Genomic DNA, 24,837 nt, shown 5'->3' with positions numbered 1-24,837 from the left:
ATGAAACTCTGCGGATTCGACATTGGCCTGAACCAGCCCTTCTTCCTCATCGCCGGCCCCTGTGTGGTGGAGTCAGAGCAATTGCAGATGGACACTGCCGGCACGCTGAAGGAAATCACTTCCTCGCTGGGTATTCACTTCATCTTCAAAAGCAGTTTTGACAAGGCCAATCGCACCAGCGAGACGGCCTTTCGCGGACTGGGCACAGAAAAAGGACTGGAGATTCTGGCCAAGGTCAAAAAGGAAATTGGTGTACCGGTGCTGACCGACATCCACTCCGAAGACCAGATCGCCCAGGTCGCCAAGGTCGTCGATGTGCTGCAAACACCGGCCCTGCTCTGCCGCCAGACCGACTTTATCCACGCCGTCGCACTGTCCGGCCTGCCGGTCAATATCAAGAAGGGCCAATTTATGGCCCCGGGCGACATGAAGAACGTCATCACCAAGGCGCGCGCGGCCGTCAAGGCAGCCGGTCTGCCGGAAGACAACTTCATGGCCTGCGAACGCGGGGCCAGCTTTGGCTACAACAATCTGGTCAGCGATATGCGCAGCCTGGCCATCATGCGAGAGACCAACGCGCCGGTCGTATTTGACGCGACCCACTCGGTGCAACTGCCCGGCGGCCAAGGCACCAGCAGCGGCGGCGTACGCGAGATGGTGCCGGTGCTGGCGCGTGCCGCAGTGGCCGTCGGCGTCTCTGGCCTGTTCATGGAAACCCATCCAGACCCGGCCAAAGCCCTGTGCGACGGTCCCAACGCTGTGCCACTCAAGCACATGAAGGCGCTGCTGGAAACACTGCTCGAGCTGGATCGTGTCACCAAGAAAAACGGCTTCCTCGAAAACAACTTCAGCGCCTGAGCCAACACTCCATCCCAGAAGCCTACACAAGCCATGACATTCGCCTACATCATTGTCGACATGAAGATCACCGACCCCGAGCAGTACAAGCAGTACATGGCGGCCGCGCCCGCCGCGGTTGCGGCCGCTGGGGGCGAATACCTGGTGCGTGGTGGCAAGTTTGAGGCGCTGGAAGGCACCTGGCAACCTGCACGCGTCGCCATGCTGCGCTTTCCCAGTTATGAAAAGGCCAAGGCCTTTTATGACGACGAAATGTACCGCGCCGCACGTGCCAAGCGTGCTGGCGCCACCGAGTTTTTCAATATGGTCCTGGTCGAAGGCGTTGCCGCCCCGGTCTGATCCCCTCTCTACAAAAAAAGGAACCTAATGAGCGCAATTGTTGATATCGTCGGCCGCGAAATTCTCGACAGCCGTGGCAACCCTACCGTTGAGTGCGACGTGCTGCTGGAATCCGGCGTCATGGGCCGTGCTGCAGTGCCTTCGGGCGCGTCCACCGGTTCGCGTGAAGCCATCGAGCTGCGCGACGGCGACAAGTCGCGCTACCTCGGCAAGGGCGTGCTCAAGGCCGTCGAACACATCAACACCGAAATCTCCGAAGCCGTGCTGGGCCTGGACGCCAGCGAACAGGCCTTCCTGGACCGCACGCTGATCGACCTGGACGGCACCGACAACAAATCGCGCCTGGGCGCCAACGCCACGCTGGCTGTCAGCATGGCCGTGGCACGCGCGGCGGCTGAAGAAGCCGGCCTGCCCCTGTATCGTTATTTCGGTGGCAGCGGCGCCATGCAGATGCCCGTTCCCATGATGAACGTGGTCAACGGCGGTGCGCACGCCAACAACAACCTGGACCTGCAGGAGCTGATGATCATTCCTGTCGGCGCGCCCAGCTTTCGCGAAGCCGTGCGTTACGGTGCCGAAGTCTTCCATGCCCTCAAGAAAATTCTGCACGACAAGGGCATGAGCGTGGCCGTCGGCGACGAAGGCGGCTTTGCACCCAATGTGGCCAACCATGAAGCCGCGATCCAGATGATCCTGGAGGCCATCGACGCCGCCGGTTATGTGGCCGGTGAGCAAATTGCCCTGGGCCTCGATTGCGCGGCATCGGAGTTTTACAAGGACGGCAAATACGTCCTGGGTGCCGAAGGCCTGAGCCTGGACGCGACCGAATGGACCAACATCCTGGCCACCTGGGTCGACAAATACCCCATCATCAGCATCGAAGACGGCATGGCCGAAGGCGACTGGGACGGCTGGAAGACCCTGACCGAACGCCTGGGTAAAAAAGTGCAACTGGTCGGCGACGACCTGTTTGTCACCAACACCAAGATCCTCAAGGAAGGCATCGACAAGCAGATTGCCAACTCCATCCTGATCAAGATCAACCAGATCGGCACGCTGACCGAGACCTTTGCCGCCATCGAGATGGCCAAACGCGCCGGCTACACCGCCGTCATCAGCCACCGCTCGGGCGAAACCGAAGACTCCACCATCGCCGACATCGCCGTGGGCACCAATGCCGGCCAGATCAAGACGGGCTCGCTCTCGCGTTCGGACCGCATGGCCAAGTACAACCAGCTGCTGCGCATCGAAGAAGACCTGGGCGACATCGCGTCCTACCCAGGCCGCGCGGCCTTTTACAATCTCCGCTAAAGGCCTGCCTGCACGTGGGAACCCGACTCGTCCCCGCCATCCTGATTGCGCTCCTGGCCATATTCCACGCGCAACTCTGGATCGGCCGGGGCAGCATTCCCAGCGTGCGCGACATGCAGCACCGGCTGACCGAACAGCTAGCCAAAAACACCCAGGCACAGGCCGCCAATGACCAGCTTTCAGCAGAAGTCCGGGATCTCAAGGAAGGCCTCGAAATGGTCGAAGAAAAAGCCCGGATCGAGCTCGGAATGGTCAAGCCGAATGAAATCTTCGTGCAGGTGACCAAGTAAGCCCTGGTATCCAGCCTGCGAAAGTGTCCGTGCTGAAAATTGCCGTTACCGGCGCCCCACTTACCGGAAAGAGGCAGCTTGCCGCTGCGCTGGACTGCGCCCTGAAAATCTCGGGGCACGAAGCCACCGTAGCCGTGACCGATGCCGCGTCCCTTCCTGCCGACCTCCCCAGCTTTGGGCTGACGCTGCTCATGGGACTGGAAGAAGCGCAGGCGACCACAACGGCCGATGAACGCCGGCAACATCAACACAGCGCCGACCAGTCGATTCGTGCAGCCCTGTCGCACGCGGGCATTCCCTATCGCGTCATGTACGGAACCGCAGAGCAGCGCCTTGCCCGGGCGCTGGAGGCTGCGCAAAGCCTGCGGCCCCGTGCCCCGACTTTCACCCGAAGCACGCCCGGCGCGACACCAAGCCCCCAAAAAAGCAGGAAGGCCTGGGTGTGGGTCTGCGAAAAGTGCAGCGATCCTGCTTGTGAGCACCGCCTGCTCAGCGACCTGCTGGCGGAGCGCGCTGCAGCAACCGCTTGAGGCATTGCCCTGCCGCAGCGCGGCCCACGAAACTATTGCACGGTGGACGTGGGTGGCTGCTGGTTGGTCTGGCTGGTGAAAAGCTGCGCCGCATCCACCGGGTCAAATTCATACTGTGCGCCGCAAAATTCGCACCCAACCGCGACCTTGCCGCGTTCGGAAATGATGCTTTCGATTTCGTCTGTACCCAGACTGCGCAGCATGTTGCCCACACGGTCGCGCGAACAGCTGCAGGCAAAACTGGGGGTGGCGGGTTCAAACCGGGTGACCTGCTCTTCCCAGAAAAGGCGACGCAGGATCGTGTCGGCATCGAGGGTTAAAAGCTCTTCGCGCTTGAGCGTGCCGGCCAGCATGGCAATACGTTTGTAGTCTTCATTGACGCCGATCTGGTCTTCATTGGCGTCCCGATCAATCTGGCCTTCAAGGTTCCCCTGGCCTTTGACCGGCAGCCGCTGGATCAGCAGGCCGGTAGCCACCTTGCCGTCGGCTGCCAGAATCAGTTTGGTGTCGAGCTGCTCACTTTGCAGCATGTAATGCTCAAGCACTTCCGCCAGGTTCTCAATCTTCTCGCGCTGATCGCCAAAAAGCGGCACCACACCCTGATAAGCCTGCTGTCCCGGCAACTTGTCCTTGGGGTCCAGCGTGATCGCGCAGCGCCCCTGGTTGCTCACGTTGACCAGCTGGCTCAGTGAGCTGCCCGCATCGACCGTACCCGTCACCGTGGCGGTGGCGCGCAAGCTCAGGTCGGGCTGAACCTCGGCCACGGCCAGTTTGACCGGGCCGTCGCCGAAGATTTGGAGAATGAGCGCACCGTTGAACTTGATGTTGCTCTGCATCAGTGCACCTGCGGCGGTCATTTCTCCCAGCAGCTGCATGACCTCGGCCGGGTAGCCGCCGGCCGCCTGTCTGCGCTTGAGGATTTCCTGCCAGGAGTCGGTCAGGCGAACCAGCATGCCGCGCACCGGCAGGCCTTCAAAGATGAATTTATGCAACTCAGACATTAAACAGGCCCCCACGGTCGCTCACTTCGTGTAGCTCCCTGCCCCCCGAGGGGGCCGCTGCGCCTGCGGCCTGGCGAAGCCAGTTCCGCGGCCCCAGCTGGAAGGGGAGCCCTGACGTTAGCGCTCTGCATGTATTGGGTAGTTTGGTCATTCTTGAGTATTCAGGCGATTTTCTTTAGCCCGGCCTTATAGCGCTGGGCATTTTCTATATAGTGCTTCGCGATCATTTTTAAACCCTCGATCTGCTCGGGGGAAAGCTGCCGCACCGCTTTGGCCGGGCTGCCGATGATCAGGGAGCCGTCCGGGAATTCCTTGCCTTCGGTGACCACGGAGCCCGCGCCTACCAGACAGTTCTTGCCGATCTTTGCGTGATTGAGCACAACCGCCTGAATGCCGATCAGCGAGCCATCGCCGATGGTACAGCCGTGCAGCATGACCTGGTGGCCCACCGTGACATCTTCCCCGAGGGTGAGGGGCACGCCCATGTCGGCATGCAGCACGCTGTTGTCCTGGACATTGGTGCCCCGGCCCACCGTGATGGTTTCAGTGTCGCCCCGGATCACCACGCCAAACCAGACGCTGCAGTCTTCGCCAAGCCGCACATCGCCAATCACCTGGGCGTTGTCAGCCACCCAGGCAGAGGCGGGAACGCTGGGGGTCAGCTTGTCCAATTGGTAAATAGCCATGCGTCCTCACTCAAAATTAAAGCAAAAGGCCACAGGCAGAAAAGAGCGTGGCAGCCGTGTACTGATTGTAAGGAAGCATCCCCCTGCCATCCAGCGCAAGCCGCCGGCAGTCGATCCGGACATCCCCGAGGTATCAACGACAATGGATTCATGACGGATCTACCGGCCCCCGCAGAACTGCGCCAGCAAGCGCTGCAGGCCCTGCTCGCCACAAATCCGGAACAAAAAGTGCTTCTGATCCAACAGGCACGGGCGCAAGCAGCTACTATTTTGATAGCATCTGAGCTGCAAATTCCGGCGCTGCCTGGCGTGCCCGGTTGCCCGGAACGGCCCGAGCTGCGGTCCCACCTCGACGTCCCCAAGCGTTCACCTTTCACCCACGAAGGATTGGCGGCTCTGCTCCACGCCGTCACCCATATTGAGTTCAACGCGATCAACCTCGCCCTGGACGCCATCTGGCGTTTTGCCGGCATGCCGCGGGCCTATTACCTTGACTGGCTGCAGGTAGCCGCCGAAGAAGCCCGCCATTTCAGCCTGCTGCGCGCCCATCTAAAGGCCATGGGTTACGACTACGGCGATTTCCCATCGCACACAGGGCTATGGGACATGACCGCCAAAACCGAAGGCGATGTGCTGGCGCGCATGGCGCTGGTGCCGCGCACCCTGGAGGCCCGCGGCCTGGACGCCACCCCGCCCATGCAGGCGAAACTGCGCAAGGTCGGTTCTCCCGAAGCGCTTCGGGCCGTCGACATCCTGGACATCATCCTCGCCGACGAGATCGGCCACGTCGCCATCGGCAACCACTGGTATCGCCACCTGTGCGCCCAGCGGGGGCTGGACCCGGTGGCGACCTATCCGGTGCTGGCCAGGCAGTATGGGGCGCCTCGCCTGAAGGGCCCGCTGAACCTGGACGCCCGCCGGCGGGCTGGTTTTGACGAGGTGGAACTGGCGCTTCTGGTCTAGGAACAGACTCCAGGACGCGGCGAATTCCTACACATACAGTCACGGCAGGGATTTTCGAACAGCGCTAGACTGCAAAACTCTTGAAAAGGAGTTTGCGCATGATCCGGCATCTCGTTCCAGACATCCCTTCGCAAATGCCGGGCTTGCCCGCGGACATCGCCTTGCAGCTGCCGCAGGGCCAGCGTCTCGGAGAGCCTAACGCCCCCGTCAAGCTCGCGTTTTCGCACTGGTCTTCCATCGCCCGCCTCAAGGCCGGCCAGATCGGCGCCTTGGCAGAGGACTACGTCGAAGGCAAACTCCAGCTCGAGGGCGCCATGCGCGACGTGATGCGCGCCGTCACCAAACTGCTCCCCGGCAACCCGGTGCAAAGCGACACCGGCTGGTGGTCCGGCCTGCTGCATCGCGCCAAGTCCCTGGCCGCCCACACCCAAAGCCGGGATGCAGCGCAAATCCAGTTCCACTATGACGTGTCCGACGCCTTCTATGCGCTCTGGCTCGACCCCCGGCGGGTGTATTCATGCGCCTACTACAGCGACAACGCCATGACATTGGCCCAGGCCCAGGAAGCCAAGCTCGACCACATCTGCCGCAAGCTCATGCTCAAGCCCGGCGAACGTTTCCTGGACATAGGTGCCGGCTGGGGCGCGTTGCTGATGTGGGCGGCCGAGCATTACGGCGTCGACGCCACCGGCATCACCCTGTCGAAAAACCAGCACACGCACGTGCAGCGGCTGATTCAGGAAAAAGGCCTGGAGGGGCGCGTGCGCATGGAGCTGCGCGACTACCGCGACATGCCGGAAGACCAGCCCTTCGACAAGGTATCGTCTGTCGGCATGTTTGAACATGTGGGCCATGCCAACATGACGGGCTACTTCCAGAAGATCATGCGCCTGCTGGCCCCGGGCGGGCTGGTCATGAACCACGGCATCACGGCCGGCGGCCTGGAGAATCGCCAGCTCGGTGCCGGCATGGGCGAATTCATCGAGAAGTACATCTTCCCCGGCGGAGAGCTGATGCATGTCAGCGCCGTACTGGAGCACATGTCACGTGCAGGTCTGGAGATGGTTGACACGGAGAACCTGCGGCCGCACTACGCCCGCACGCTGTGGAACTGGTCGGACGCCCTGGAGGCCAGGCTGGACGATGCGCGCCAGGTACTGGCCACAGACGGCGGAGCCGAACGCGCGGAGAAGACTCTGCGAGCCTACCGCCTATACCTGGCGGGCAGCGCCATGAGCTTTGAACAGGGCTGGATCTCGCTGCACCAGATGCTGGCGGCCAAGCCCTCAGGTGATGTGCACAACACACCGGTCACCGGCGCCCAGTCTAGCTACCCGTTCACTCGGGACTACATGTACACCCCCGTCCAGGCTCACTCTGTGTAGCCTGTTCCCCCCCTTGCAGGGGGCGGCGCCTGGGGCCGGCAAAGCCGAAAAATCGGCACACCCCTATCGGGCTCACTTCGTGTAGCCCTTTTCCCCTTGCAGGGGACGGCGCCTGGGGCCGGCAAAGCCGGACCCTCGGCCCCTGCTGGCGAATATCTCCATCGCTCGTCGTACCCACAGAATTCTTCAACCAATCATGAGCCGCAGGACTGGCTTTGCCAGACCGCAGGCGGGCGGCCTCCGAGGGGCTGGAGCCCGCGGCTGCAAGCCTGCCTGCGCAGGCTTGGACGGGCGACAGAGGCGAAGCGTCTCGCGAGCCGCGGCCTGCAAGGCCTCGGGAGCCACACGAAGTGAGCGACCGTGGGGGCCACATCTCTAGCCTCTCGGGTGATGTTGCGCATGCAAGGCTTTGAGCCGTTCACGCGCCACATGGGTGTAAATCGTTGTGGTGGAAATATCGGCATGCCCCAAAAGCATCTGCACCGCGCGCAGGTCGGCGCCGTGGTTCAGCAAATGCGTGGCAAATGCATGGCGCAAGGTGTGCGGAGACAGCGGCGAGCTGATGCCGGCAAGCCGCGCATATTTTTTCACCAGCATCCAGAACATCACGCGGCTCATGCCCTTGCCGTGGCCGGTGACAAACAGGTCGTCGGTCTGCTGCCCGCCCAGAATCGCCGGCCGGGCGTCCGCCAGGTATTTCACAATCCATTCCCGTGCCACCTGGCCGAAGGGCACCAGCCGTTCCTTGCTGCCTTTGCCCATGACGCGAAGCACCCCTTCGTTCAGTCCCACATGAAATGTCTTGAGGCCCACCAGCTCGCTCACACGCAGGCCGCTGGCGTACAACAGTTCCAGCATGGCGCGATCGCGCTGGCCCAGCGGCGTGCCGTCGTCGGGTGCGGCCAGCAATGCTTCAACCTGGGCTTCGCTCATGACTTTGGGCACCCGAAGCGCCTGCTTTGCCGACTGGAGTTTGAGCGTCGGGTCTGCAGCAATCAGGTGCTCGCGTAATGCCCAGCGAAAATAGCGCTTGAACACCGTCAGGCGCCGGTTGGCGGATGTTGCCTTGGTCGCAGCGTGCCGGGCCGAAAAGTAGCGGTTGAGATCGGCCTCCTCCGTCTCGTCAAGTTTTCGCCCTCCCTGCTCCCTGGCAGCCAGCCATCCGGCGTAGAGCGACAAGTCGCGGCGGTAAGCCGCCAGGGTGTTTTTGGACAGCCCGTCTTCCAGCCACAAGGCGTCAATAAACCCATCAATACTGGACTGGCTTTCTGGCTGCATGGGGTGACCATAACAAAAAAGCCGCCGCACATTTGAATGCGCGGCGGCTTACGGGTAGCTTTGCTTCCGGTCAGCCCGGCTTCAAAGTTCTATTCGAGCTTGAGCTTGGCCGAGTCGACCACTTTTCTATAGACATCAAATTCGGCCTTGATCTGCGCCGTGAACTGCTCGGGCGTATTCGCAATGATCAGGGAACCGGTGTCTTCGATCCGTTTGCGTATCGCCGGATCTTCCAGCGATTTCTTCACCCCGGCGCTGACCTTGTCGACCACGTCCTTTGGCAAGCCTTTCGGGCCGATGATGCCGTAATAGGCCATGCGGTTCACAGGCTCCAGGCCGACTTCCTTGAAAGTGGGTACATCCGGCAGCACAGCCAGGCGCTGGGGCGCGGCCACCACAATGGGGATCAGGCGCTTTTGCTGGATGAACGGCAGGGCCGATGGAAGGTTGTCAAAAATCATGGGCACCTGCCCGGCCACGGTGTCGTTCAGGGCCGGACCTGCACCGCGGTAGGGAATGTGCGTCACGAAGGTACCAGACATGCTCTTGAAGAGCTCCATCTGCAGGTGACCGATGCCGCCGGTGCCCGAGGATGAATAGGAATACTTGCCGGGGTTCTTTTTGAGCTCAGCTACAAACTCCTTGTAGTTGCGCGCCGGAAAGCTCGGGTGAACCGCAATGATGTTGGGCGTTGCGGCGATGTTGATGATGGGCGTGAAGTCCGTCAGCGTGTTGTACGGAATTTTGGGGTTGATGGCCGGGTTGGCCGCGGTGGTGGACACCGTGGCCACGCCCAGCGCATAACCATCGGGAACGGCGCGCGATGTCTCGAGTGCGCCCACCACGCCGCCGCCGCCGGCCCGGTTTTCGACGATCACGCTCTGGCCCAAGGCCTTGCCCAGGGGCTCGGAGATGACGCGGGCGACGATATCAGTGGTGCCACCGGGTGCAAACGGCACCACGAGCTTGACCACCTTGTTGGGATAACCCTGTGCCAATGCGGGGCCTGCGGCGGCGCCCAGCGCAAGCGCGGACACCACGGAATAGGCAAACAGATAACGACGTTGCATGTTCAGTCCTTCAATAAAAACAGCAGAAATGGTAATCGCAACATTCATGCCCCGCAGTTGTGGATTACGCATAAGGGCAAACCCGGGGGGATTGCGGTTATTCTCGGCGAGTGAACTACGCGCAGCTTCTTTTTCCCGACTTTTCCCTCATTGTTTGCGGCTACCTCGTCTGCCGCTACACCGCCCTTAACCGCACCGTTTGGGAGCAGGTGGAGAGCCTGGTTTATTACTTTTTGTTTCCGGTCCTGCTTTTTCATTCGATCGTCAAAAGCCCGCTGGACCTGGGCGCCGCATCCAGCCTCATCAGCGCCGGCATCCTGCTGGGGATTGCCGGTATTGCGATGGCCTACAGCCTGCCGCACCTGCCTTGGCTGGGCAAGCACATCGACTCGCGTGAGCACGCCGCCAGCGCGCAGGTGGCATTTCGCTTCAACTCCTTCATTGCGCTGGCTCTGGCCGACCGGCTGGCGGGCAGCCAGGGCCTGCAATTGATCGCCGTGCTGATTGGTGTGTGCGTGCCCCTTTTCAACGTGGCGGCGGTGTGGCCCATGGCGCGGCATGCCAGGCGCGGCTTCATGGGCGAGCTGGTGCGCAATCCGCTGATCCTGGCCACGGCCACAGGCCTGGTGGCCAACCTGCTCGGCTTTACCCTGCCTGTCTGGCTCGAACCTACGGTGACGCGCATTGGAGCCGCCTCGCTGGCCCTGGGCCTGATGGCGGCGGGCGCCGGCATGCAGTTCGGCCACCTGTCGCAAGCCAAAACGCTGGCAGTGGCCGTGCTGTCGATACGGCACCTGTTGATGCCGGTCGTGGCACTGGGCCTGTGCAAAGCCTTCGGGCTGTCGCCGGTGCAAAGCACCATCCTGCTGGCGTTTTCCGCCTTGCCGACCGCTTCCAGCGCGTACGTGCTGGCGGCACGCATGGGCTACAACGGGGGTTACGTGGCGGGGCTGGTGACCTTGTCCACCATGCTGGGCGTAGTCAGCCTGCCGTTTGCCCTGGGTGTGCTGCGTTAGGGAGAAGCTGGCTACTTGCTATTGATTTAATAGCTGCTCGCGCACGTCCTTAAAGGGTTGCAGGCCAATTTCATTCAAATTTACTGATCAAGGGCCCAGGCCACGTGTTCCCGCACCAGCTCGCTGGGAGAGGCGGCATGCATTTGCAGGGCCTCGCGCAGGGGCTGTCCCGCCTCAGGATCGATTACACGCAGGGCATTGCCCATGGCCACCGCAATGTTGCGCAGCCAGCGTTCATGGCCAATACGGCGTATCGGGCTGCCTTCGGTGAATCGCAAAAACGCTGCTTCCGTCCAGCTGAACAGCGTGACCAGTTGCTGCCCGGTCAAGCCGCTGCGCTCGTCAAAGTCAGGTAAGGCGCTACGCTGGGCGAACTTGTTCCACGGGCAGACCAGCTGGCAGTCGTCGCAGCCATAAATCCGGTTACCCATCAGCGGACGAAGCTCCAGCGGGATCGGACCCGCGTGTTCGATGGTGAGGTAAGAGATGCAACGCCGTGCATCGAGCTTGTGGGGTGCGATGATCGCCTGCGTCGGGCACACGTCAATGCAGGCCTGGCAGGTGCCGCAGTGCGGCGTCACCGGCTCGCTGGGCGGCAGGGCAATGTCAACGTAGATTTCCCCCAGGAAGAACATGGAGCCCGCTTCCCGGTTGAGCAGCAAGGTGTGCTTGCCGCGCCAGCCCTGGCCGCTGCGGGCTGCCAGCTCGGCCTCCAGCACAGGCGCGGAATCGGTGAAGGCCCGATGGCCCAGCTGGCCGACGTGGCCGGAGATGCGTTCGCTGAGTTTTTGCAGGCGCGCGCGCATGATCTTGTGATAGTCGCGGCCACGTGCATACACCGACACAATGCCTTCGGCCGGCCGCTCAAGCCGGCTGAACTCAAGGGCCTGCCATTCGCCCGGGGCGGCAGCCGTCGATGCGGGCAGGTAGTCCATGCGTGCCGTGATGACGCTGACGGTACCCGGTATCAGTTCGGCCGGCCGGGCCCGTTTGAGCCCGTGCGCTGCCATGTAATGCATGTCACCATGGAAGCCTGCGGCCAGCCAGGCTGATAATCCGGGCTCGGCCGACGATAAATCCACACCGGCCACGCCAATTTGCGAAAATCCAAGCTCGCGCGCCCAGGTTTGAATTTGAGAAACGAATTGATGACTGTTCAAAGAATTGCTGGCGGGCACCCGCTGATTGTAAAAAACATTCCCTGGCCCGACGAAGCGGCCACGGCGGCATTCGCGCAAACACTGGCGGGTCATCCCGCCATTGGCCGCGCGCTCATTGAGCTTCAGGGCGACCTTGGCGCCGGCAAGACCACCTTTGTGCGCCACCTGCTCAAGAGTTTGGGCGTCGAAGGCCGCATCAAAAGTCCCACGTATGCAGTGGTCGAGCCCTACACTTTGCCGAAGATGAATATCTGGCATTTTGACTTCTACCGCTTTAACGATCCGCGCGAGTGGGAAGAGGCGGGGTTACGCGACATCTTTGCCAGCACCGGGCTCAAGCTGGTCGAATGGCCGGAAAAAGCAGGCCCGCATCTGCCGCAACCTGATCTGCGGCTCCACCTGGAAGTCCTGCCGGACGATACCCGCGCAGTTACCCTGACGGCTCACACGCCCACAGGCGCGGAATTGCTGGCATGAAGCGGCAGCCCGTCACCCGCCGCAGCGCCCTGCAACTGGGCAGCGTAGTACTTCTGCTGGGCGTGCAGCACATCGCGCGCGGGGCGACCATCGTGGCCGTACGTGTCTGGCCGTCCAAAGACTACACGCGGCTCACCATCGAGTCGGACGGCGAGATCAAGGCAAAACAATTTTTCATCGCCGACCCGCCGCGCCTTGCCGTTGACATGGAAGGCATAGACCTGATTCCCGCGCTGCGCGAACTGGTCGCCAAGGTGAAATCCGACGACCCGAATATCTCGGGCATACGCGTGGGGCAAAACGCCCCTGGCGTGGTGCGGCTGGTGATAGATCTCAAGCAGCCCATCCAGCCGCAGGTGTTCACCTTGCCGCCTGTGGCGGCCTACCAGTACCGGCTGGTGTTTGACTTGTACCCGACGCAGGTCGCCGACCCGCTCGAAGCACTGATTGCCGAGAAGCTCGCCGACAGGCAACCGGGCGCGGCGCCCGCGCCGGCCAATGACCCTATCGCCGATCTGATCGCGCGGCAGTCGGGCAAGCAGGCCGACGGGAAGCCACCGCCGGCAGCTGTCGCGGAGAAAGACAAGGACAAGACCCACGGGCCAACGACCGGCCCCGCCAGCCCGGGCGGAGCCAAGACCTTGCCCGAAGCGGCCGTCATCGCGAAGAACAAGACCGACCGCCTCGTCATCGTCGCGCTGGACCCGGGCCATGGAGGGGAAGATCCCGGCGCCGTCGGCCCCGGCGGCACGCGCGAGAAAGACGTGGTGCTGCAGATCGCGCATCGCCTGCGCGACCGTATCAACCAGCAGCCCAATATGCGCGCCTACCTCACGCGCGATGCCGACTTCTTTGTGCCGCTGCATGTGCGCGTGCAAAAAGCGCGGCGCGTGCAGGCCGACCTTTTCATCAGCATCCATGCCGACGCATTTTTTACGGCACGACCGCAAGGCGCCAGCGTCTTCGCGCTCAGCGAAAAAGGGGCCTCCAGCAGCGCCGCGCGCTGGATCGCCGATAAAGAAAACTCCGCCGACCTGGTGGGCGGCATCAACGTCAAGGCCAAGGACGCCCAGGTACAGAAAGCCCTGCTCGACATGAGCACCACGGCGCAGATCAACGACAGCCTCAAGCTCGGCAGTGCCATGCTGGGCGAGATCGGCAATGTCGGCAAGCTGCACAAACCGAAGGTCGAGCAAGCCGGCTTCGCTGTCCTGAAAGCGCCTGACATTCCCAGTGTGCTGGTGGAGACCGCCTTCATCAGCAACCCCGACGAAGAAGCCAAACTGCGCAGTGACGAATACCAGGTACAGCTGGCCGACGCCTTGATGCGCGGCATCACGCGCTACTTCGCGCGCAACCCGCCGCTGGCACGCAACCGCGCCGTTTAAGCACCGCGTCGGCGCACACGGATGCGCCGAAATTACCACCCGGGACCGCAGCAAGCCGACACGCCGCGGCAGCCTTCTCCTACAACCGCCACCGACCCGCCCCTCCTACAGTGAAGTCACAGGCAAGGTCGGGGCTTCACGATGTGAACACCCGCAGCAAGCCTGAAACTTTGAGCAAAGGCGGACAGGATGAATACGAAATTGATGATGTCAGCGGTAGCAGCGGCGGCACTGATAGGCCTGGGTGGTTGCAGCACCAGCCCGACCAATGCACAGATAGGCACCGGTGTTGGTGCCGTGGCCGGTGGCCTGGTCGGTAATGCCGTATTCGGCAGCACCCTGGGCACCGTGGGCGGCGCGGCAGCCGGAGCGGTGATCGGTAACGAGGTCGGTAAAAGGCGCTAAAAGAAACGCCAGGCAACGCGGCCCCGGCACCTGCCGGGTTGGTGCTGCCTGCACCAGTATCCCTGCTACACCGGATAGATCAGCGAGTTGAGGATCATCTCGCTGTCATACACACAAAGACGGCTCCTGAATTTCAGGACGCCGTCTTTTTTGATGAGCTCGTCGATATAACGCCCGACGTTGTAGACCTCGCTCACCCCACCCGGCTTGGTGCGGAATACCGCGTAGTTGGCCTCGGCCTTGACGACATCGCCTTCCTCCGAGAGGATGCGCGCCGGGCTGATGATGTGGCGCATGTAATAAGGTCCGTGATAGATCGTCTGCGTGACGCCATACACCCGATCCTTCATCATGCCCCGGCTTTCCAGCGCCATCAGGGCCAGCGGCAGGCCGCGGTCAAAATTCTCGCGGGCCTGCACCTTGTAGCGGCCTTCCTCCACAAAAAATTCCGGCCACGCTTCAAAACGTTTTTCGTCCAGCGCCGCCGCGTAGGCTGCGTTGAGCTGGTCCACCTCCAGTTGCAGCATCAGGCGCTGCAGTCCCTGTTCACTCGCCGTCATAGACCCATGACTTTCTTCCAGTAGGCATACATGCTGCGGATCAGGGCTTCGGTGACCATGTGCTCCGTCATCTCAGTGCCGGTGCCGCCCAGTTCGCACAGTGTTGAGCCGGTGTCGCCAGCCTGTGCAAAGCCGGCCTGGCTGAACTCGATCACTTCACCGTCATCCGCACTAACGAAACCGGCCGGGCCGAACAGGTTGGCCTGGCGCAGGCGGCGCTGCGTCATTTCGGGTGTGTCGTCGGCAAAGCCAAAGTGCGTCCAGATGAAATCAAACTCACCCTGCCCACGCGGCACGATGTGGCGTGTGCTCAGCGAATTGACCTGCTGCTGGATGATCAGGCTGGGAAACAGCGTGATCATGGTCACGGTCGGCGTGATGTCACGGCCCGGGCTGGATGGGTCGGGCATCTTCCACCAGGGCTCGGGCACCACGTCCAGCAGGCGGTCGTCATGCAGGGCCATGTTGGCCTTGAACGAGGTCACGCCTTCGGTCACGGCGTCGTTCTGCCCACCCTCGTTGCGGCGCGAAATCATCACGGCATGGCGACCCTCGCCGTCCATCACCATGCGGCTTTTCTGGTCGGCGCGCCAAAGGCCGAAGGTTACAAACCAGGTGTGCAGCAGGCCGGGGTGGTATGGGTCCTTGATGTTTTCCATCATCAGCTTCCAGTTGCCCGGAATGCGCTGGCGGTTGTAGCCCAGCAGCGTCAGTTTGCGCGCTCCGTCGGGGCCTTTGAAGATGCGGTCCAGCCACGGCGTGATCTGCGGGCCGAGGTAGTCTTCCAGCGGTTCGGTGTCGTCGCTGAAAGTGGCAAACACCAGGCCGTGCAGCACTGCAACACGCAGTTTGGTCAGCCCATGGTCCTTGAGATCGAACCCTTCGGGCATGCCGCCGTTGACGCAATCACCCTCTTTCACGCCGTCCTTGAAGGGCAGCCCCGCCAGGTCACCATTGAGCTTGTAGGTCCACTGGTGATAAGGGCAGACAAAGCTGCGCGCATTTCCCTGCGGGTTCTGGCAAAAACGCACGCCACGGTGGGCACAACGGTTTTCCACCACGCGTATGCCGTGATCGGTGGCACGGTCCTTGGGCGCGATACGGTCACGCACCATCAGCACCTGGCGTTCACCGACATGGCTGAGTTTGTAGTCGCCCACATTGGGAATCTCGGCCTCCAGGCCGACATAACACCAGTGCGCGCCGTAAAAGATTTTCTCCAGCTCGCGCTGGTACAGCTGCGCATCGGTGTAGGCCCAGAAGGGCACGCGACTGGAGCCGGGGTCGCTCCAGCGTGACAGGGTATGGGGTGCGTTCATCTGAATGTCTCCGGGTCCTGCAGCATACGTGTGCACAGGATTTCGGACAGATAATACGCTTACTTACGATCTCTGACTTCTTTCCCTGATCTTTTCAGTAAGGCATCGGTAGCGGCCGTCAGTCAAATACGCAGGTTGCCTGTTCAATCCTGGCCTGCACTTCCGCCCCGGTCGGAGGCACACAGCCACGCTGCATGACACACAAGCTGGCGCTGGCCACAGCATGGGCCAGCAAGTTACGCCCCACATCGTCGGGCAGCGTTAGCAGGGCGCCAGTGCCGCTCGCACCGGTTTTCCGCGCGAGCAAGGCGGCCATGAAGCCGGCTAGGAAACAGTCGCCTGCACCCACGGTATCCACCACCGCCAACGGCCGGGACTCACGCGCGCGCCACTGCCGGCCATCGCGCGCCAACAGACAAGCCCCATGTGGCCCCAGAGTCAGAACCAGCAAACCAGCGCCGCTCGCCTCCAGCAAATGCTGCGCCCGCACAAACACATCCGCGCCCGGTATCTCGAGGTTTTCCAGGTCTTCATCACTGACTTTGACGACGTCGGCGTGTTGCAGCGCAGCGTGCACGTTGCGCCTGTAGTCCTGCAGGTCCGGCATGACCGACGGCCGCAGGTTGGCATCCACCACCACCACGCTGCCCGCCTGATGCTGGGCACGCAGCCATGGCAGGTAGCGGCCCGCATCCTCGGGCGCGAGTGCCAGGGCGCCGGTGTATACCATCTCGAGCGCGGGGACGCGTTGACACGACTGGATCAGGCTGTCCGCCGTGACCGCACGGTCCGCCACTTCCTGCCGGTAAAAAACGTAGTCGGGATGGCCAGCGTCATCCAGCCCCACTACGGCCAGTGAGGTGCTTTGTGCCACAGGCTGTGGACAGGCCAGCCGCACACCATCGCCAGCCAACGCTGCAGCCAGCTGGCGGCCAAAGCGATCGCGCGACAAAGGGTTGAGGTACAGGGTGTTGACGCCCTGCCGGGCCAGCGCACGCGTCAGGTTGAAAACAGCGCCACCCGGGCAGGGTTCATAACGTCCGTCCGGTTGAACGATCAGGTCAATCAATGCTTCACCAGCGGTTGCAACTTGCACCAATTTCCCAGGGTTTTCCATGATCTCAGGGTAATCCATAACTAAAACAACTTGATTTAATAACTCAAGCGCCACTATAGTTCACCAAGGCCCAGCACTCATGGGTACTTTCCCTCGAACCCCAGTGCCTGGCGGCCTGGAATGCCGATTCAACAAGGAGACAATTTGATGAAAAAGACCACCACTCTCTTGGCACTGTCCAGCCTCGCGCTGGCCGCCACATCAGCCTTTGCAGCGGGCGAACCTGTGATCGGCCTGATTACCAAAACCGAAACCAACCCCTTCTTCGTCAAGATGAAGGAAGGCGCTGAAGCCGAGGCCAAAAAACTCGGCGCCAAGCTGCTGACCGCCGCCGGCAAATCGGACGGCGACACCGCTGGACAGATCACGGCCCTCGAAAACATGGCTGCCGCCGGCGCCAAGACCATTTTGATCACCGCCAGCGGCGATGCCATCGCACCCACCGTCAAAAAACTCCAGGCCAAGGGCGTGCAGATCATTGCACTGGACAGCCCTTTTGCGGGAGCTGACGCGCTGTTTGCCACCGACAACTACAAGGCCGGTGTGCTGATTGGCCAGTACGCCAAGGCAGCAATGGCCGGCAAGCCTGCCAAAATCGCCACGCTCGATTTGTTTCCCGGTCACCCCGTGGGCGCGCAGCGTCACAACGGCTTCATGAAGGGTTTCGGCCTGGCAGCGGCCGATGCCAAATCCAACGAGTTATCCAAAGACCCGGCCGTGGTCTGCATGGCTGACAGTTTTGGTGACCAGGCCAAAGGCCAGACCGCCATGGAAAACTGCCTGCAAAAAAATCCCGATATCAACGTGGTCTACACCATCAACGAACCTGCAGCCGCCGGCGCATTCAATGCACTGAAAAAGGCCGGCAAGGAAAAAGGCGTGACCATCCTCTCGGTTGACGGCGGCTGCCAGGGCATCAAGGACACGGGAGCCGGCATCATCACCGCAACGTCGCAGCAATACCCCCTGACCATGGCGGCGCTGGGCGTGGCAGCGGGTGTCAGCTACGCAAAGGGCGGCAAAAAGGCTTCGGGTTACACCGACACCGGGGTGACCCTGATCTCGGCCAAAGCCCTCCCGGGTGTAGACAGTAAGGACACCAAAACGGGCCTGGACCTTTGCTGGGGTGCGAAGTAATCGGCCAAACGCTTGCCGCCCGTCATCCCGCACCGGACCTGGTGCAGGATGACAACATCATTTTCCTCATCCTGGGCCCTTACCGATGAACCTGTCTTCGCGCCACATCCCCTGGGGAGCCCTCGGCCCCTGGCTGGCCTTGCTGGCCACCTGCATCTTTTTTACCACCCAGTCCGACCGCTTCCTGACGGGTGAAAACCTGTCCCTGGTTCTGCAGCAGGTGATGGTCGTCGGTGTCCTGGCCATTGGTCAGACCCTGATCATCCTGACGGCTGGCATCGACCTGTCCTGCGGCATGGTGATGGCACTGGGCGGCATGGTGATGACCAAGTTCGCCGTGAATTACGGCATCAACCCCTATCTGGCCATTGCCTGCGGCCTGGCGGTCACGACCGGCTTCGGCCTTCTCAATGGCCTGCTGGTCACCCGTATCAAATTGCCCCCTTTCATCGTGACGCTGGGCACCCTGAACATCGCATTTGCGATCACCCAGATCTACTCCAACGCGCAAATCGTTCCCAACCTCCCGACGGAATTGACGGCGCTGGGCAACACCTTCGATGTGGGCAGCACCGAAGTCAGCCTGGGCACCGTCGCCATGATCGGCCTCTACCTGCTGGCGTGGTTTGTCTTGCGTGACACCGCACCGGGCCGGCACCTGTATGCAGTGGGCAATAACGCCGAAGCCGCACGGCTGACCGGCATCCGGGTCGACCGCGTGCTGGTGGCCGTGTACGCGCTGGCCGGTCTTTTTTACGGCATCGCCGCGCTCCTGTCGGTGGCGCGCACCGGCGTCGGCGACCCGAATGCCGGGCAAACCGAAAACCTGGATGCCATCACTGCCGTGGTGCTGGGCGGCACCAGCCTGTTTGGCGGACGCGGCATCATTCTGGGTACACTCGTCGGCGCGGTGATTGTGGGCGTGTTCCGCAACGGCCTGACCCTGATGGGCGTTGCCTCCGTCTACCAGACACTGATTACCGGCATTCTGGTGATCCTGGCGGTCGCGGCCGACCAGATGTCGCGCAAAGGGCCCCGCTGATGAACACCCCAACGCCCCTCCAAACTCCTGCGCCTTTGATCATGCAGGCCAAAGGGCTGGTCAAACGCTACGGTCAGGTCACCGCACTGGACGGTACCGACTTCGAACTACGCGCCGGCGAAATCCTGGCCGTGATCGGTGACAACGGCGCCGGCAAATCCTCGCTGATCAAGGCGCTGTCGGGCGCCACCGTGCCTGACGAAGGCGAACTGTTGCTCGACGGCACGCCGATGCGCTTCAAGTCTCCCATCGATGCGCGCCGTGCCGGGATCGAAACCGTCTACCAGGATCTGGCCGTGGCCCCTGCCATGAGCATTGCGGAGAACCTGTTTCTGGGCCGCGAACTCCTCAAGCCCGGCCCCCTGGGCCGGTGGCTGCGCGTGCTCGACAAGAAGAAGATGCTGGAGCAGGCCATTGCCCGCATGCAGGAACTCAAGGTCGGGATTCGTTCGATGACACAGGCCGTGGAAACACTTTCGGGCGGCCAGCGCCAGTGCGTGGCCGTGGCGCGCGCTGCCGCGTTTGCGCAGCATGTGGTCATCATGGATGAACCCACGGCTGCCCTGGGCGTGAAGGAGGGCAACATGGTGCTGGAGCTGATTCGCCGGGTGCGAGACAAAGGACTGCCCGTCATCTTGATCAGCCACAACATGCCGCATGTGTTTGAAATCGCCGACCGCATCCACATCCAGCGCCTGGGCCGTCGTGCGGCAGTCGTGAATCCGAAGACCATCAGCATGAGCGACACCGTGGCCGTGATGACGGGCGCCAAGACGGCCGAAGAACTGCCGGAGTCCGCGCTTGCCTGACATATTGGCCCCCACGCTTGTCACTGCGTGTACTACGCTGCCCCCCGAGGGGGCGCTGCGCCTGCGGCCCGGCGAAGCCGGTTCCGCGGCCCCGGCTGGTGAAGAGGAAATCCCCACGCCTGTCACTGCGTGTACTACGCTGCCCCCCGAGGGGGCGCTGCGCCTGCGGCCCGGCGAAGCCGGTTCCGCGGCCCCTGCTGGTGAAGAGGGAACCACATGAGGCCCGCTCATGCTTAAAGGCATTGACCCTCTGCTCACGCCCGACTTGCTCAAGCTCCTGGCGGAGATGGGTCATGATGACGCGCTGCTGCTGGCCGATGCCAACTTCACGGCCATGAGTGTGGGCGCGGGCAAACCGGTGCTTCGCCTGCCTGGCCACGGCATGGCGCGAACAGTTCGGGCCGTGGCTTCACTGCTGCCTCTGGCTGAAGACGTGGATCATCCGGTGGCTTACATGCAGGTCAGCGGTACCGAGGCTCCCTACCGTTCAGAGCTGCAGCGCGAGGTACTGGCGCTGCTGGCCCCGAACTGGCTGCCGCACCAGCAGGCCGAGGCCGTTGAGCGCTACGCGTTTTATGAACGGGTACGCCAAGCCTATGCGATTGTGGTGACGGGTGAATTGCAGCCTTTTGGCAACTTCATCCTGCGCAAAGGGGTCATCGGCGAAAATCTGCGTCCATGACCGAATCTCCTGTCACTGCGGCCACTCCCGCTACCTCTGCGGAATCCGAAGCAGCCACGCCTGTGTGGCTGCGCCAGCGCGGCTCCAACCACGTGGGCATGCGCCAGTTCAATGAACGCGTGGTGCTGCAGGCCATCCGCCTGCACGGCAGCGTACCGAAAGCCGAACTGGCCCGCCTGACCAACCTGACCGCACAGACCATCGGGCTGATCACTACCCGGCTGGAAGAAGACGACCTGCTGATCCGGCACGATCGCGTGCGCGGGCGCATTGGCCAGCCCTCGGTGCCGCTGGCGCTGAACCCCGACGGCGCCTTCTCCGTGGGGATCAAGATTGGCCGGCGCAGCACCGACTGGCTGCTGGTCGATTTCACCGGGCAGGTCCGCCAACGCCTGTCGCTGGCCTATGCCTTCCCCGATGCCGACACCCTGCTCCCCGTGATCGGCCAGAACCTGCGCACCCTGCGCGAGCAACTCGGTGCACTGGCTCCGCGGCTGGTCGGTGTGGGGGTGGCCGCGCCCTTCCAGCTCGGTGGCTGGCACCGGATGCTGGGGCTGTCAGCGCAGCAGTCGGACCGATGGAACCACATCGACCTCAGCGCCGAAGTGCAGGCCATGACCGAGCTGCCTGTGAGTTTTGCCAAAGACACTTCGGCGGCCTGTGTGGCCGAACTGGTGTCGGGCCGCGGACGCGACCTCAAGAGCTTTCTCTACCTGTTTGTCGACACCTTTGTGGGCGGCGGCCTGGTCATCAACTCACAACTTCACGCCGGCATCCACAACAACGCCGGCGCCGTGGCATCGCTGCCATTGCAGGCGGCCCAGCCACCCGGCGCGCCGCCACAGCTGGTCAGCCAGGCTTCGCTGTGGGAACTGGAGCAGTGTTTCAAGGCACGCGGGCTTGATCCGACTGCAGCCTATGACGAACGCGCCCTGCAGCCGCCGTTCGAGTCCGACACCCAGGCCTGGGTGGCCAGCGCCGCCAATGCACTGGCCCACAGCGTGGTCAGCGCAACGGCCCTGCTGGATATTGATGCCGTGGTGATGGATGGCTCCTTTTGCCGCCCGCTGCTGCAGCGCCTGATTGAAGCCACGGGCGCAGCACTCGGCCGCTACAACTGGGAAGGCCTCTGGCCCGCCCAGGTGATCGCCGGCAGCATTGGCTCCGACGCCCGCGCACTGGGCGGCGCCATGCTGCCTCTGCATGCCAACTTCGCACCCGACCGCGACCTGTTTCTCAAGGGTGGGCGCTGATCCGCGCTTCGGGACGGTACATCGCCTCGATTTCGCGCGCATAACGGGCCATCAGATTGTTGCGCTTGAGCTTGAGCGTCGGGGTCATCAGGGTGTTTTCGGGCGTCCACGGCTCCCGCGTAAGGTACACGGCACGCGGCGTCGCATAGCGTGCAAAGTCTTTCGTCTGGATTGCCATGCGCTCCAGCGCAAGCTTGTGGACAGCCGGCAGGTGAAGGCTGGCCGGGTCCTCGGGGTCCAGCGCCAGCGCTGCAGCCACACGCCGCCATTCGGCCGGGTTGACCACTGCCACACAGGCGATGAAGGGGCGGTTTTCACCGACCACAAAGACCTGGTCGAACAGAGAGTCGGCGGCAATCGCCACCTCCAGGTCGCCAGGCGGTACTTTTTCGCCGGTCGACGTCACGATGATTTCCTTCAGGCGTCCCATGATGCGGATACGCCCGCCATCGATCACGGCCTGGTCTCCCGTGCACAGCCAGCCGTCTTCTGTCAGCACGCGGGCCGTGTCTTCGGGGCGTTTCCAGTAGCCCTTCATCACCAGCAGGCCGCGCACCTGCAGCTCCTGGTTGGCGCTGATGCGCACCTCGACACCCGGCAAGGCCCTACCCACCGTGGCCGGGTCGTTGTCGTCCACACCATTGCCCGACACCACGGGCGATGTCTCCGTCATGCCGTACCCCTGCAGCAGCGGCAGGCCCAGCCCGAGGAAACAGCGTGCCACCGCGTGCGACAAGGGCGCACCACCGCTCACGGCCACCCGCACGCGCCCACCAAACTGCGCCCGCAGGGTTCCGGCCACCAGCCGCTCCAGCAGGGGCCAGACCAGGGGATCCAGCCATGCCCACGGACTTTTTCCGCTTTCCGCCAAAAGCAATCCCTGTGCGCGGCAAAACCGCCGCCAGCCGACAGACTGCGCCGCCAGAAACAGGCGTGTTTTAAGCGGCGACTGCGTCAGCGCTTCCTGCAGTTTGGCAAATACGCGTTCGTAAATACGCGGCACCGAAATCAGCACTGTGGGGCGCACGGTTTTCAGGTCCTCGGCCAGCAAGGGCACGGAACGCGCATAAGCCACACAGCTTCCTGCGGCAATGGGCAGGTAATAACCGGCGGTCCGTTCAAACGTGTGCGACAGCGGCAGAAACGACAGGAACACATCGTCCTCCGCCGGTACCACCAGCGACAGGATGGCCCGCACGTTGGACACGATGTTGAGGTGCGTCAGCATCACACCCTTGGGTTTGCCCGTGGTGCCGGAGGTATAGACGATGGCCGCGAGGTCGTCCTCCTGCGGTGCGGGCAGCAAGCCGGCGTACCCCTCCCCCGCCGCCAGCCAGTCGGTCAGGGTCACAACAGCCACCGGCCCACCCGCCCCGCTCAATGGCGCTTCGGGCGCGGCGACCACCACACAGCGCAGCGCCGGCAAGGGCGTTCCCACAGCCTCAATGGCCTGCCACTGTGAAAGCGACGACACCATCAGCAGGGAAGCTTCGCAGTCGGCCAGGATGTAGGCAATGCTGCCGGCATTATCAATGGCGTGCAGCGGCACAGGCACCAGCGCCAACGACAGGGCTGCCTGGTCGATGCTCACCGCATTAAGGCCGTTAGGCAACAGGATCGCAACACTTGCATGGGCCGGCAGCTGCGTGGCCGCCAGCGCGCGCCGCCACTGCGCGACCCGCTCGCTGGCCTCAGCCCAGCAGGTGCTGCGCCATTGCCCGGTGACGGCATCAAATTCACGGTAAGCCTCAGCCTCGGGGCTGTGTGCCACGCGAAAGGCCAATAATTCCGGCAGCGTGTGCACTGCGGCAATATCCAGGGGAGTGATGTTCATTCAGGTTTTCCTGCCAGCCAGAAAGGCGGCACTGTCATTTTTTATCACGTGCGCAGTTGCGCGTGACTGCGTTGCATCAAGCCCGCTCAACAACAGGCCTTTTGGGCGGGTGCGTATCAGCGCACCTTCAGGCGCCGGCGTTGCCTGCTTTGCGCCTGGCTTTCCAGGCGCCGAAAATAACAATCAGGCCGGGAATAAAAATCATGGCCCAGATGATTTTGTCAAGATGGGTTTTGACAAACGGAATGTTGCCGAAAAAATACCCTACCGTGATGATGCCGCCGACCCACAGCGCGCCGCCCACAAGGTTGTACAACGTGAACTTGCTGCGTGTCATGTCCGACACGCCTGCGACAAAGGGGGCAAAGGTGCGAAGAAAGGGCATGAAACGCGCCGCGATGATGGTGATGCCGCCATACTGCTCGTAAAACGCGTGGGCCTGGTCAAAAGCCTTTTTGTTGAACCAGCGCGAGTTTTCCCACTGGAACACTTTGGGGCCCAAGGCCCGCCCTATGCTGTAGTTGCACTGGTCGCCCAGTACCGCCGCCACAAACAGCAACGCCACCGCTACCGGAAAACTCATGAGGCCGACGCCGCACATCGCACCCACCACAAACAACAGCGAATCGCCCGGCAAAAAAGGCATGACGACTACGCCAGTCTCCACAAAAATAATCAGGAATAACAGGGCATACACCCATGCGCCGTAGCTGGTGACAAAGGCTTCCAGGTGCTTGTCGACATGAAGAATGAAATCGATGAGAAAGGTGACTAGTTCCATGCCGGCAATTTTGACAGGTATGAAACCAGCAGGCCTGCAGGGCCGGCCAATGCGCTTCATGGCATGCCCCAAACCTTGCAAATCGCCAACAGACTATTACAAGTTGGTGATTGAACCGGTGCGGGAAGGCCTCAGGACGCAGGGGG

Annotated in this window: 26 protein-coding genes; 16 read left to right on the top strand and 10 right to left on the bottom strand. The window is 62.4% G+C overall.

Annotation, left to right across the window (positions count from 1 at the left end; translation table 11 throughout):
- From kdsA to AC1D1J_RS14695, 5 genes are read left to right on the top strand one after another with little or no spacing between them, the layout of a single operon-like run.
- A complete protein-coding gene (gene kdsA, locus AC1D1J_RS14715; RefSeq protein ID WP_477695057.1) occupies nt 1-858 on the top strand; it encodes a 3-deoxy-8-phosphooctulonate synthase in 858 nt (285 codons plus the stop codon).
- Between the two features lie 33 nt (nt 859-891).
- Nucleotides 892-1,197: a DUF1330 domain-containing protein gene (locus tag AC1D1J_RS14710; RefSeq protein WP_457278940.1), complete on the top strand. Its 306-nt coding sequence runs from the start codon at nt 892-894 to the stop codon at nt 1,195-1,197.
- A 27-nt stretch (nt 1,198-1,224) separates the two neighbouring features.
- The gene (gene eno, locus AC1D1J_RS14705; protein WP_477695056.1) at nt 1,225-2,508 is read left to right on the top strand and encodes a phosphopyruvate hydratase; all 1,284 of its coding nucleotides are present in this window, start codon (nt 1,225-1,227) and stop codon (nt 2,506-2,508) included.
- A gap of 14 nt (nt 2,509-2,522) precedes the next feature.
- Nucleotides 2,523-2,798, top strand: a complete 276-nt coding sequence (locus tag AC1D1J_RS14700; protein WP_477686771.1) for a septum formation initiator family protein — start codon at nt 2,523-2,525, stop codon at nt 2,796-2,798.
- Between the two features lie 29 nt (nt 2,799-2,827).
- Nucleotides 2,828-3,328, top strand: a complete 501-nt coding sequence (locus tag AC1D1J_RS14695; protein ID WP_477695055.1) for a hypothetical protein — start codon at nt 2,828-2,830, stop codon at nt 3,326-3,328.
- A 32-nt stretch (nt 3,329-3,360) separates the two neighbouring features.
- Here AC1D1J_RS14695 and hslO read toward each other — a convergent pair whose 3' ends face one another.
- Both hslO and AC1D1J_RS14685 read right to left on the bottom strand, forming a co-directional pair.
- Nucleotides 3,361-4,329: an Hsp33 family molecular chaperone HslO gene (gene hslO / locus AC1D1J_RS14690; RefSeq protein ID WP_477646843.1), complete on the bottom strand. Its 969-nt coding sequence runs from the start codon at nt 4,327-4,329 to the stop codon at nt 3,361-3,363.
- A gap of 161 nt (nt 4,330-4,490) precedes the next feature.
- Nucleotides 4,491-5,015, bottom strand: coding sequence for a gamma carbonic anhydrase family protein (locus tag AC1D1J_RS14685; protein WP_477695054.1), 525 nt, complete (start codon nt 5,013-5,015; stop codon nt 4,491-4,493).
- 150 nt (nt 5,016-5,165) lie between these two features.
- Between AC1D1J_RS14685 and AC1D1J_RS14680 the strand changes: the two genes are divergently transcribed.
- Together AC1D1J_RS14680 and AC1D1J_RS14675 are read left to right on the top strand one after the other, a co-directional pair.
- Nucleotides 5,166-5,978 carry a ferritin-like domain-containing protein gene (locus tag AC1D1J_RS14680; RefSeq protein WP_477695053.1) on the top strand — a complete coding sequence of 271 codons (813 nt, stop codon included), beginning with the start codon at nt 5,166-5,168 and terminating at the stop codon, nt 5,976-5,978.
- Between the two features lie 98 nt (nt 5,979-6,076).
- The gene (locus AC1D1J_RS14675) at nt 6,077-7,363 is read left to right on the top strand and encodes a class I SAM-dependent methyltransferase (protein ID WP_477695052.1); all 1,287 of its coding nucleotides are present in this window, start codon (nt 6,077-6,079) and stop codon (nt 7,361-7,363) included.
- Between the two features lie 375 nt (nt 7,364-7,738).
- Here AC1D1J_RS14675 and xerD read toward each other — a convergent pair whose 3' ends face one another.
- Both xerD and AC1D1J_RS14665 read right to left on the bottom strand, forming a co-directional pair.
- Complete coding sequence (gene xerD, locus AC1D1J_RS14670) at nt 7,739-8,641, bottom strand: site-specific tyrosine recombinase XerD (protein ID WP_477695051.1); 903 nt, start codon at nt 8,639-8,641, stop codon at nt 7,739-7,741.
- Nucleotides 8,642-8,730: 89 nt separating this feature from the next.
- Nucleotides 8,731-9,711, bottom strand: a complete 981-nt coding sequence (locus tag AC1D1J_RS14665; RefSeq protein ID WP_457278949.1) for a tripartite tricarboxylate transporter substrate binding protein BugE — start codon at nt 9,709-9,711, stop codon at nt 8,731-8,733.
- 110 nt (nt 9,712-9,821) lie between these two features.
- Here AC1D1J_RS14665 and AC1D1J_RS14660 point away from each other — a divergent pair, with 110 nt between their 5' ends.
- Nucleotides 9,822-10,727 (top strand): AEC family transporter, encoded by a 906-nt coding sequence (locus tag AC1D1J_RS14660; protein WP_477695050.1) that lies wholly within the window; start codon nt 9,822-9,824, stop codon nt 10,725-10,727.
- Nucleotides 10,728-10,807: 80 nt separating this feature from the next.
- Here AC1D1J_RS14660 and queG read toward each other — a convergent pair whose 3' ends face one another.
- A complete protein-coding gene (gene queG / locus AC1D1J_RS14655; RefSeq protein WP_477695089.1) occupies nt 10,808-11,860 on the bottom strand; it encodes a tRNA epoxyqueuosine(34) reductase QueG in 1,053 nt (350 codons plus the stop codon).
- Nucleotides 11,861-11,875: 15 nt separating this feature from the next.
- Here queG and tsaE point away from each other — a divergent pair, with 15 nt between their 5' ends.
- The 3 genes from tsaE to AC1D1J_RS14640 all read left to right on the top strand — a co-directional run bounded on the left by tsaE (nt 11,876) and on the right by AC1D1J_RS14640 (nt 14,157).
- Entirely contained in the window at nt 11,876-12,364 is a 489-nt protein-coding gene (gene tsaE / locus AC1D1J_RS14650; RefSeq protein ID WP_457278953.1) for a tRNA (adenosine(37)-N6)-threonylcarbamoyltransferase complex ATPase subunit type 1 TsaE, read from the top strand.
- Complete coding sequence (locus tag AC1D1J_RS14645; protein WP_477695049.1) at nt 12,361-13,752, top strand: N-acetylmuramoyl-L-alanine amidase; 1,392 nt, start codon at nt 12,361-12,363, stop codon at nt 13,750-13,752. The genes tsaE and AC1D1J_RS14645 overlap by 4 nt, the downstream gene beginning before the upstream one ends.
- A gap of 189 nt (nt 13,753-13,941) precedes the next feature.
- Complete coding sequence (locus tag AC1D1J_RS14640) at nt 13,942-14,157, top strand: glycine zipper 2TM domain-containing protein (RefSeq protein WP_457278955.1); 216 nt, start codon at nt 13,942-13,944, stop codon at nt 14,155-14,157.
- 65 nt (nt 14,158-14,222) lie between these two features.
- Here the strand turns inward: AC1D1J_RS14640 and AC1D1J_RS14635 are convergent, their stop codons facing one another.
- The 3 genes from AC1D1J_RS14635 to AC1D1J_RS14625 all read right to left on the bottom strand — a co-directional run bounded on the left by AC1D1J_RS14635 (nt 14,223) and on the right by AC1D1J_RS14625 (nt 17,171).
- Nucleotides 14,223-14,684, bottom strand: a complete 462-nt coding sequence (locus AC1D1J_RS14635) for an aromatic-ring-hydroxylating dioxygenase subunit beta (protein WP_477695088.1) — start codon at nt 14,682-14,684, stop codon at nt 14,223-14,225.
- A gap of 29 nt (nt 14,685-14,713) precedes the next feature.
- Nucleotides 14,714-16,036 (bottom strand): SRPBCC family protein, encoded by a 1,323-nt coding sequence (locus tag AC1D1J_RS14630; RefSeq protein ID WP_477695048.1) that lies wholly within the window; start codon nt 16,034-16,036, stop codon nt 14,714-14,716.
- Nucleotides 16,037-16,154: 118 nt separating this feature from the next.
- A complete protein-coding gene (locus tag AC1D1J_RS14625) occupies nt 16,155-17,171 on the bottom strand; it encodes a PfkB family carbohydrate kinase (RefSeq protein WP_477695047.1) in 1,017 nt (338 codons plus the stop codon).
- A 129-nt stretch (nt 17,172-17,300) separates the two neighbouring features.
- Between AC1D1J_RS14625 and AC1D1J_RS14620 the strand changes: the two genes are divergently transcribed.
- From AC1D1J_RS14620 to AC1D1J_RS14600, 5 genes are all read left to right on the top strand, one after another.
- Nucleotides 17,301-18,290 carry a substrate-binding domain-containing protein gene (locus AC1D1J_RS14620; protein ID WP_477695046.1) on the top strand — a complete coding sequence of 330 codons (990 nt, stop codon included), beginning with the start codon at nt 17,301-17,303 and terminating at the stop codon, nt 18,288-18,290.
- 85 nt (nt 18,291-18,375) lie between these two features.
- Nucleotides 18,376-19,332, top strand: a complete 957-nt coding sequence (locus AC1D1J_RS14615; RefSeq protein WP_477695045.1) for an ABC transporter permease — start codon at nt 18,376-18,378, stop codon at nt 19,330-19,332.
- Nucleotides 19,332-20,141, top strand: coding sequence for an ATP-binding cassette domain-containing protein (locus AC1D1J_RS14610; RefSeq protein ID WP_477695044.1), 810 nt, complete (start codon nt 19,332-19,334; stop codon nt 20,139-20,141). Before AC1D1J_RS14615 ends, AC1D1J_RS14610 begins: the two co-directional genes overlap by 1 nt.
- A gap of 229 nt (nt 20,142-20,370) precedes the next feature.
- Nucleotides 20,371-20,823 (top strand): RbsD/FucU family protein, encoded by a 453-nt coding sequence (locus AC1D1J_RS14605; protein ID WP_477686755.1) that lies wholly within the window; start codon nt 20,371-20,373, stop codon nt 20,821-20,823.
- Nucleotides 20,820-22,076 (top strand): ROK family transcriptional regulator, encoded by a 1,257-nt coding sequence (locus AC1D1J_RS14600; protein ID WP_477686754.1) that lies wholly within the window; start codon nt 20,820-20,822, stop codon nt 22,074-22,076. Before AC1D1J_RS14605 ends, AC1D1J_RS14600 begins: the two co-directional genes overlap by 4 nt.
- On the opposite strand, the gene AC1D1J_RS14595 is transcribed toward AC1D1J_RS14600, so the two are convergent.
- Together AC1D1J_RS14595 and AC1D1J_RS14590 are read right to left on the bottom strand one after the other, a co-directional pair.
- Complete coding sequence (locus AC1D1J_RS14595) at nt 22,060-23,910, bottom strand: AMP-dependent synthetase/ligase (RefSeq protein ID WP_477695043.1); 1,851 nt, start codon at nt 23,908-23,910, stop codon at nt 22,060-22,062. The two genes, AC1D1J_RS14600 and AC1D1J_RS14595, sit on opposite strands and share 17 nt — an antisense overlap.
- 127 nt (nt 23,911-24,037) lie before the next feature.
- Entirely contained in the window at nt 24,038-24,691 is a 654-nt protein-coding gene (locus AC1D1J_RS14590; protein ID WP_477671146.1) for a DedA family protein, read from the bottom strand.
- Nucleotides 24,692-24,837: the final 146 nt, after the last annotated feature.

This window comes from Polaromonas sp. P1_F8 (assembly GCF_056405635.1).
This window is presented reverse-complemented; position numbering and strand designations above follow the sequence as displayed.

Excerpts from the sequence above, each read along its gene's own strand:
- kdsA (WP_477695057.1), top strand. The coding sequence starts at position 1 with ATGAAACTCTGCGGATTCGACATTGGCCTGAACCAGCCCTTCTTCCTC.
- AC1D1J_RS14710 (WP_457278940.1), top strand. The coding sequence starts at position 892 with ATGACATTCGCCTACATCATTGTCGACATGAAGATCACCGACCCCGAG.
- eno (WP_477695056.1), top strand. The coding sequence starts at position 1,225 with ATGAGCGCAATTGTTGATATCGTCGGCCGCGAAATTCTCGACAGCCGT.
- hslO (WP_477646843.1), bottom strand. The coding sequence starts at position 4,329 with ATGTCTGAGTTGCATAAATTCATCTTTGAAGGCCTGCCGGTGCGCGGC.
- AC1D1J_RS14685 (WP_477695054.1), bottom strand. The coding sequence starts at position 5,015 with ATGGCTATTTACCAATTGGACAAGCTGACCCCCAGCGTTCCCGCCTCT.
- AC1D1J_RS14680 (WP_477695053.1), top strand. The coding sequence starts at position 5,166 with ATGACGGATCTACCGGCCCCCGCAGAACTGCGCCAGCAAGCGCTGCAG.
- AC1D1J_RS14675 (WP_477695052.1), top strand. The coding sequence starts at position 6,077 with ATGATCCGGCATCTCGTTCCAGACATCCCTTCGCAAATGCCGGGCTTG.
- xerD (WP_477695051.1), bottom strand. The coding sequence starts at position 8,641 with ATGCAGCCAGAAAGCCAGTCCAGTATTGATGGGTTTATTGACGCCTTG.
- AC1D1J_RS14665 (WP_457278949.1), bottom strand. The coding sequence starts at position 9,711 with ATGCAACGTCGTTATCTGTTTGCCTATTCCGTGGTGTCCGCGCTTGCG.
- tsaE (WP_457278953.1), top strand. The coding sequence starts at position 11,876 with ATGACTGTTCAAAGAATTGCTGGCGGGCACCCGCTGATTGTAAAAAAC.
- AC1D1J_RS14645 (WP_477695049.1), top strand. The coding sequence starts at position 12,361 with ATGAAGCGGCAGCCCGTCACCCGCCGCAGCGCCCTGCAACTGGGCAGC.
- AC1D1J_RS14640 (WP_457278955.1), top strand. The coding sequence starts at position 13,942 with ATGAATACGAAATTGATGATGTCAGCGGTAGCAGCGGCGGCACTGATA.
- AC1D1J_RS14635 (WP_477695088.1), bottom strand. The coding sequence starts at position 14,684 with ATGCTGCAACTGGAGGTGGACCAGCTCAACGCAGCCTACGCGGCGGCG.
- AC1D1J_RS14630 (WP_477695048.1), bottom strand. The coding sequence starts at position 16,036 with ATGAACGCACCCCATACCCTGTCACGCTGGAGCGACCCCGGCTCCAGT.
- AC1D1J_RS14625 (WP_477695047.1), bottom strand. The coding sequence starts at position 17,171 with ATGGATTACCCTGAGATCATGGAAAACCCTGGGAAATTGGTGCAAGTT.
- AC1D1J_RS14620 (WP_477695046.1), top strand. The coding sequence starts at position 17,301 with ATGAAAAAGACCACCACTCTCTTGGCACTGTCCAGCCTCGCGCTGGCC.
- AC1D1J_RS14615 (WP_477695045.1), top strand. The coding sequence starts at position 18,376 with ATGAACCTGTCTTCGCGCCACATCCCCTGGGGAGCCCTCGGCCCCTGG.
- AC1D1J_RS14610 (WP_477695044.1), top strand. The coding sequence starts at position 19,332 with ATGAACACCCCAACGCCCCTCCAAACTCCTGCGCCTTTGATCATGCAG.
- AC1D1J_RS14605 (WP_477686755.1), top strand. The coding sequence starts at position 20,371 with ATGCTTAAAGGCATTGACCCTCTGCTCACGCCCGACTTGCTCAAGCTC.
- AC1D1J_RS14600 (WP_477686754.1), top strand. The coding sequence starts at position 20,820 with ATGACCGAATCTCCTGTCACTGCGGCCACTCCCGCTACCTCTGCGGAA.
- AC1D1J_RS14595 (WP_477695043.1), bottom strand. The coding sequence starts at position 23,910 with ATGAACATCACTCCCCTGGATATTGCCGCAGTGCACACGCTGCCGGAA.
- AC1D1J_RS14590 (WP_477671146.1), bottom strand. The coding sequence starts at position 24,691 with ATGGAACTAGTCACCTTTCTCATCGATTTCATTCTTCATGTCGACAAG.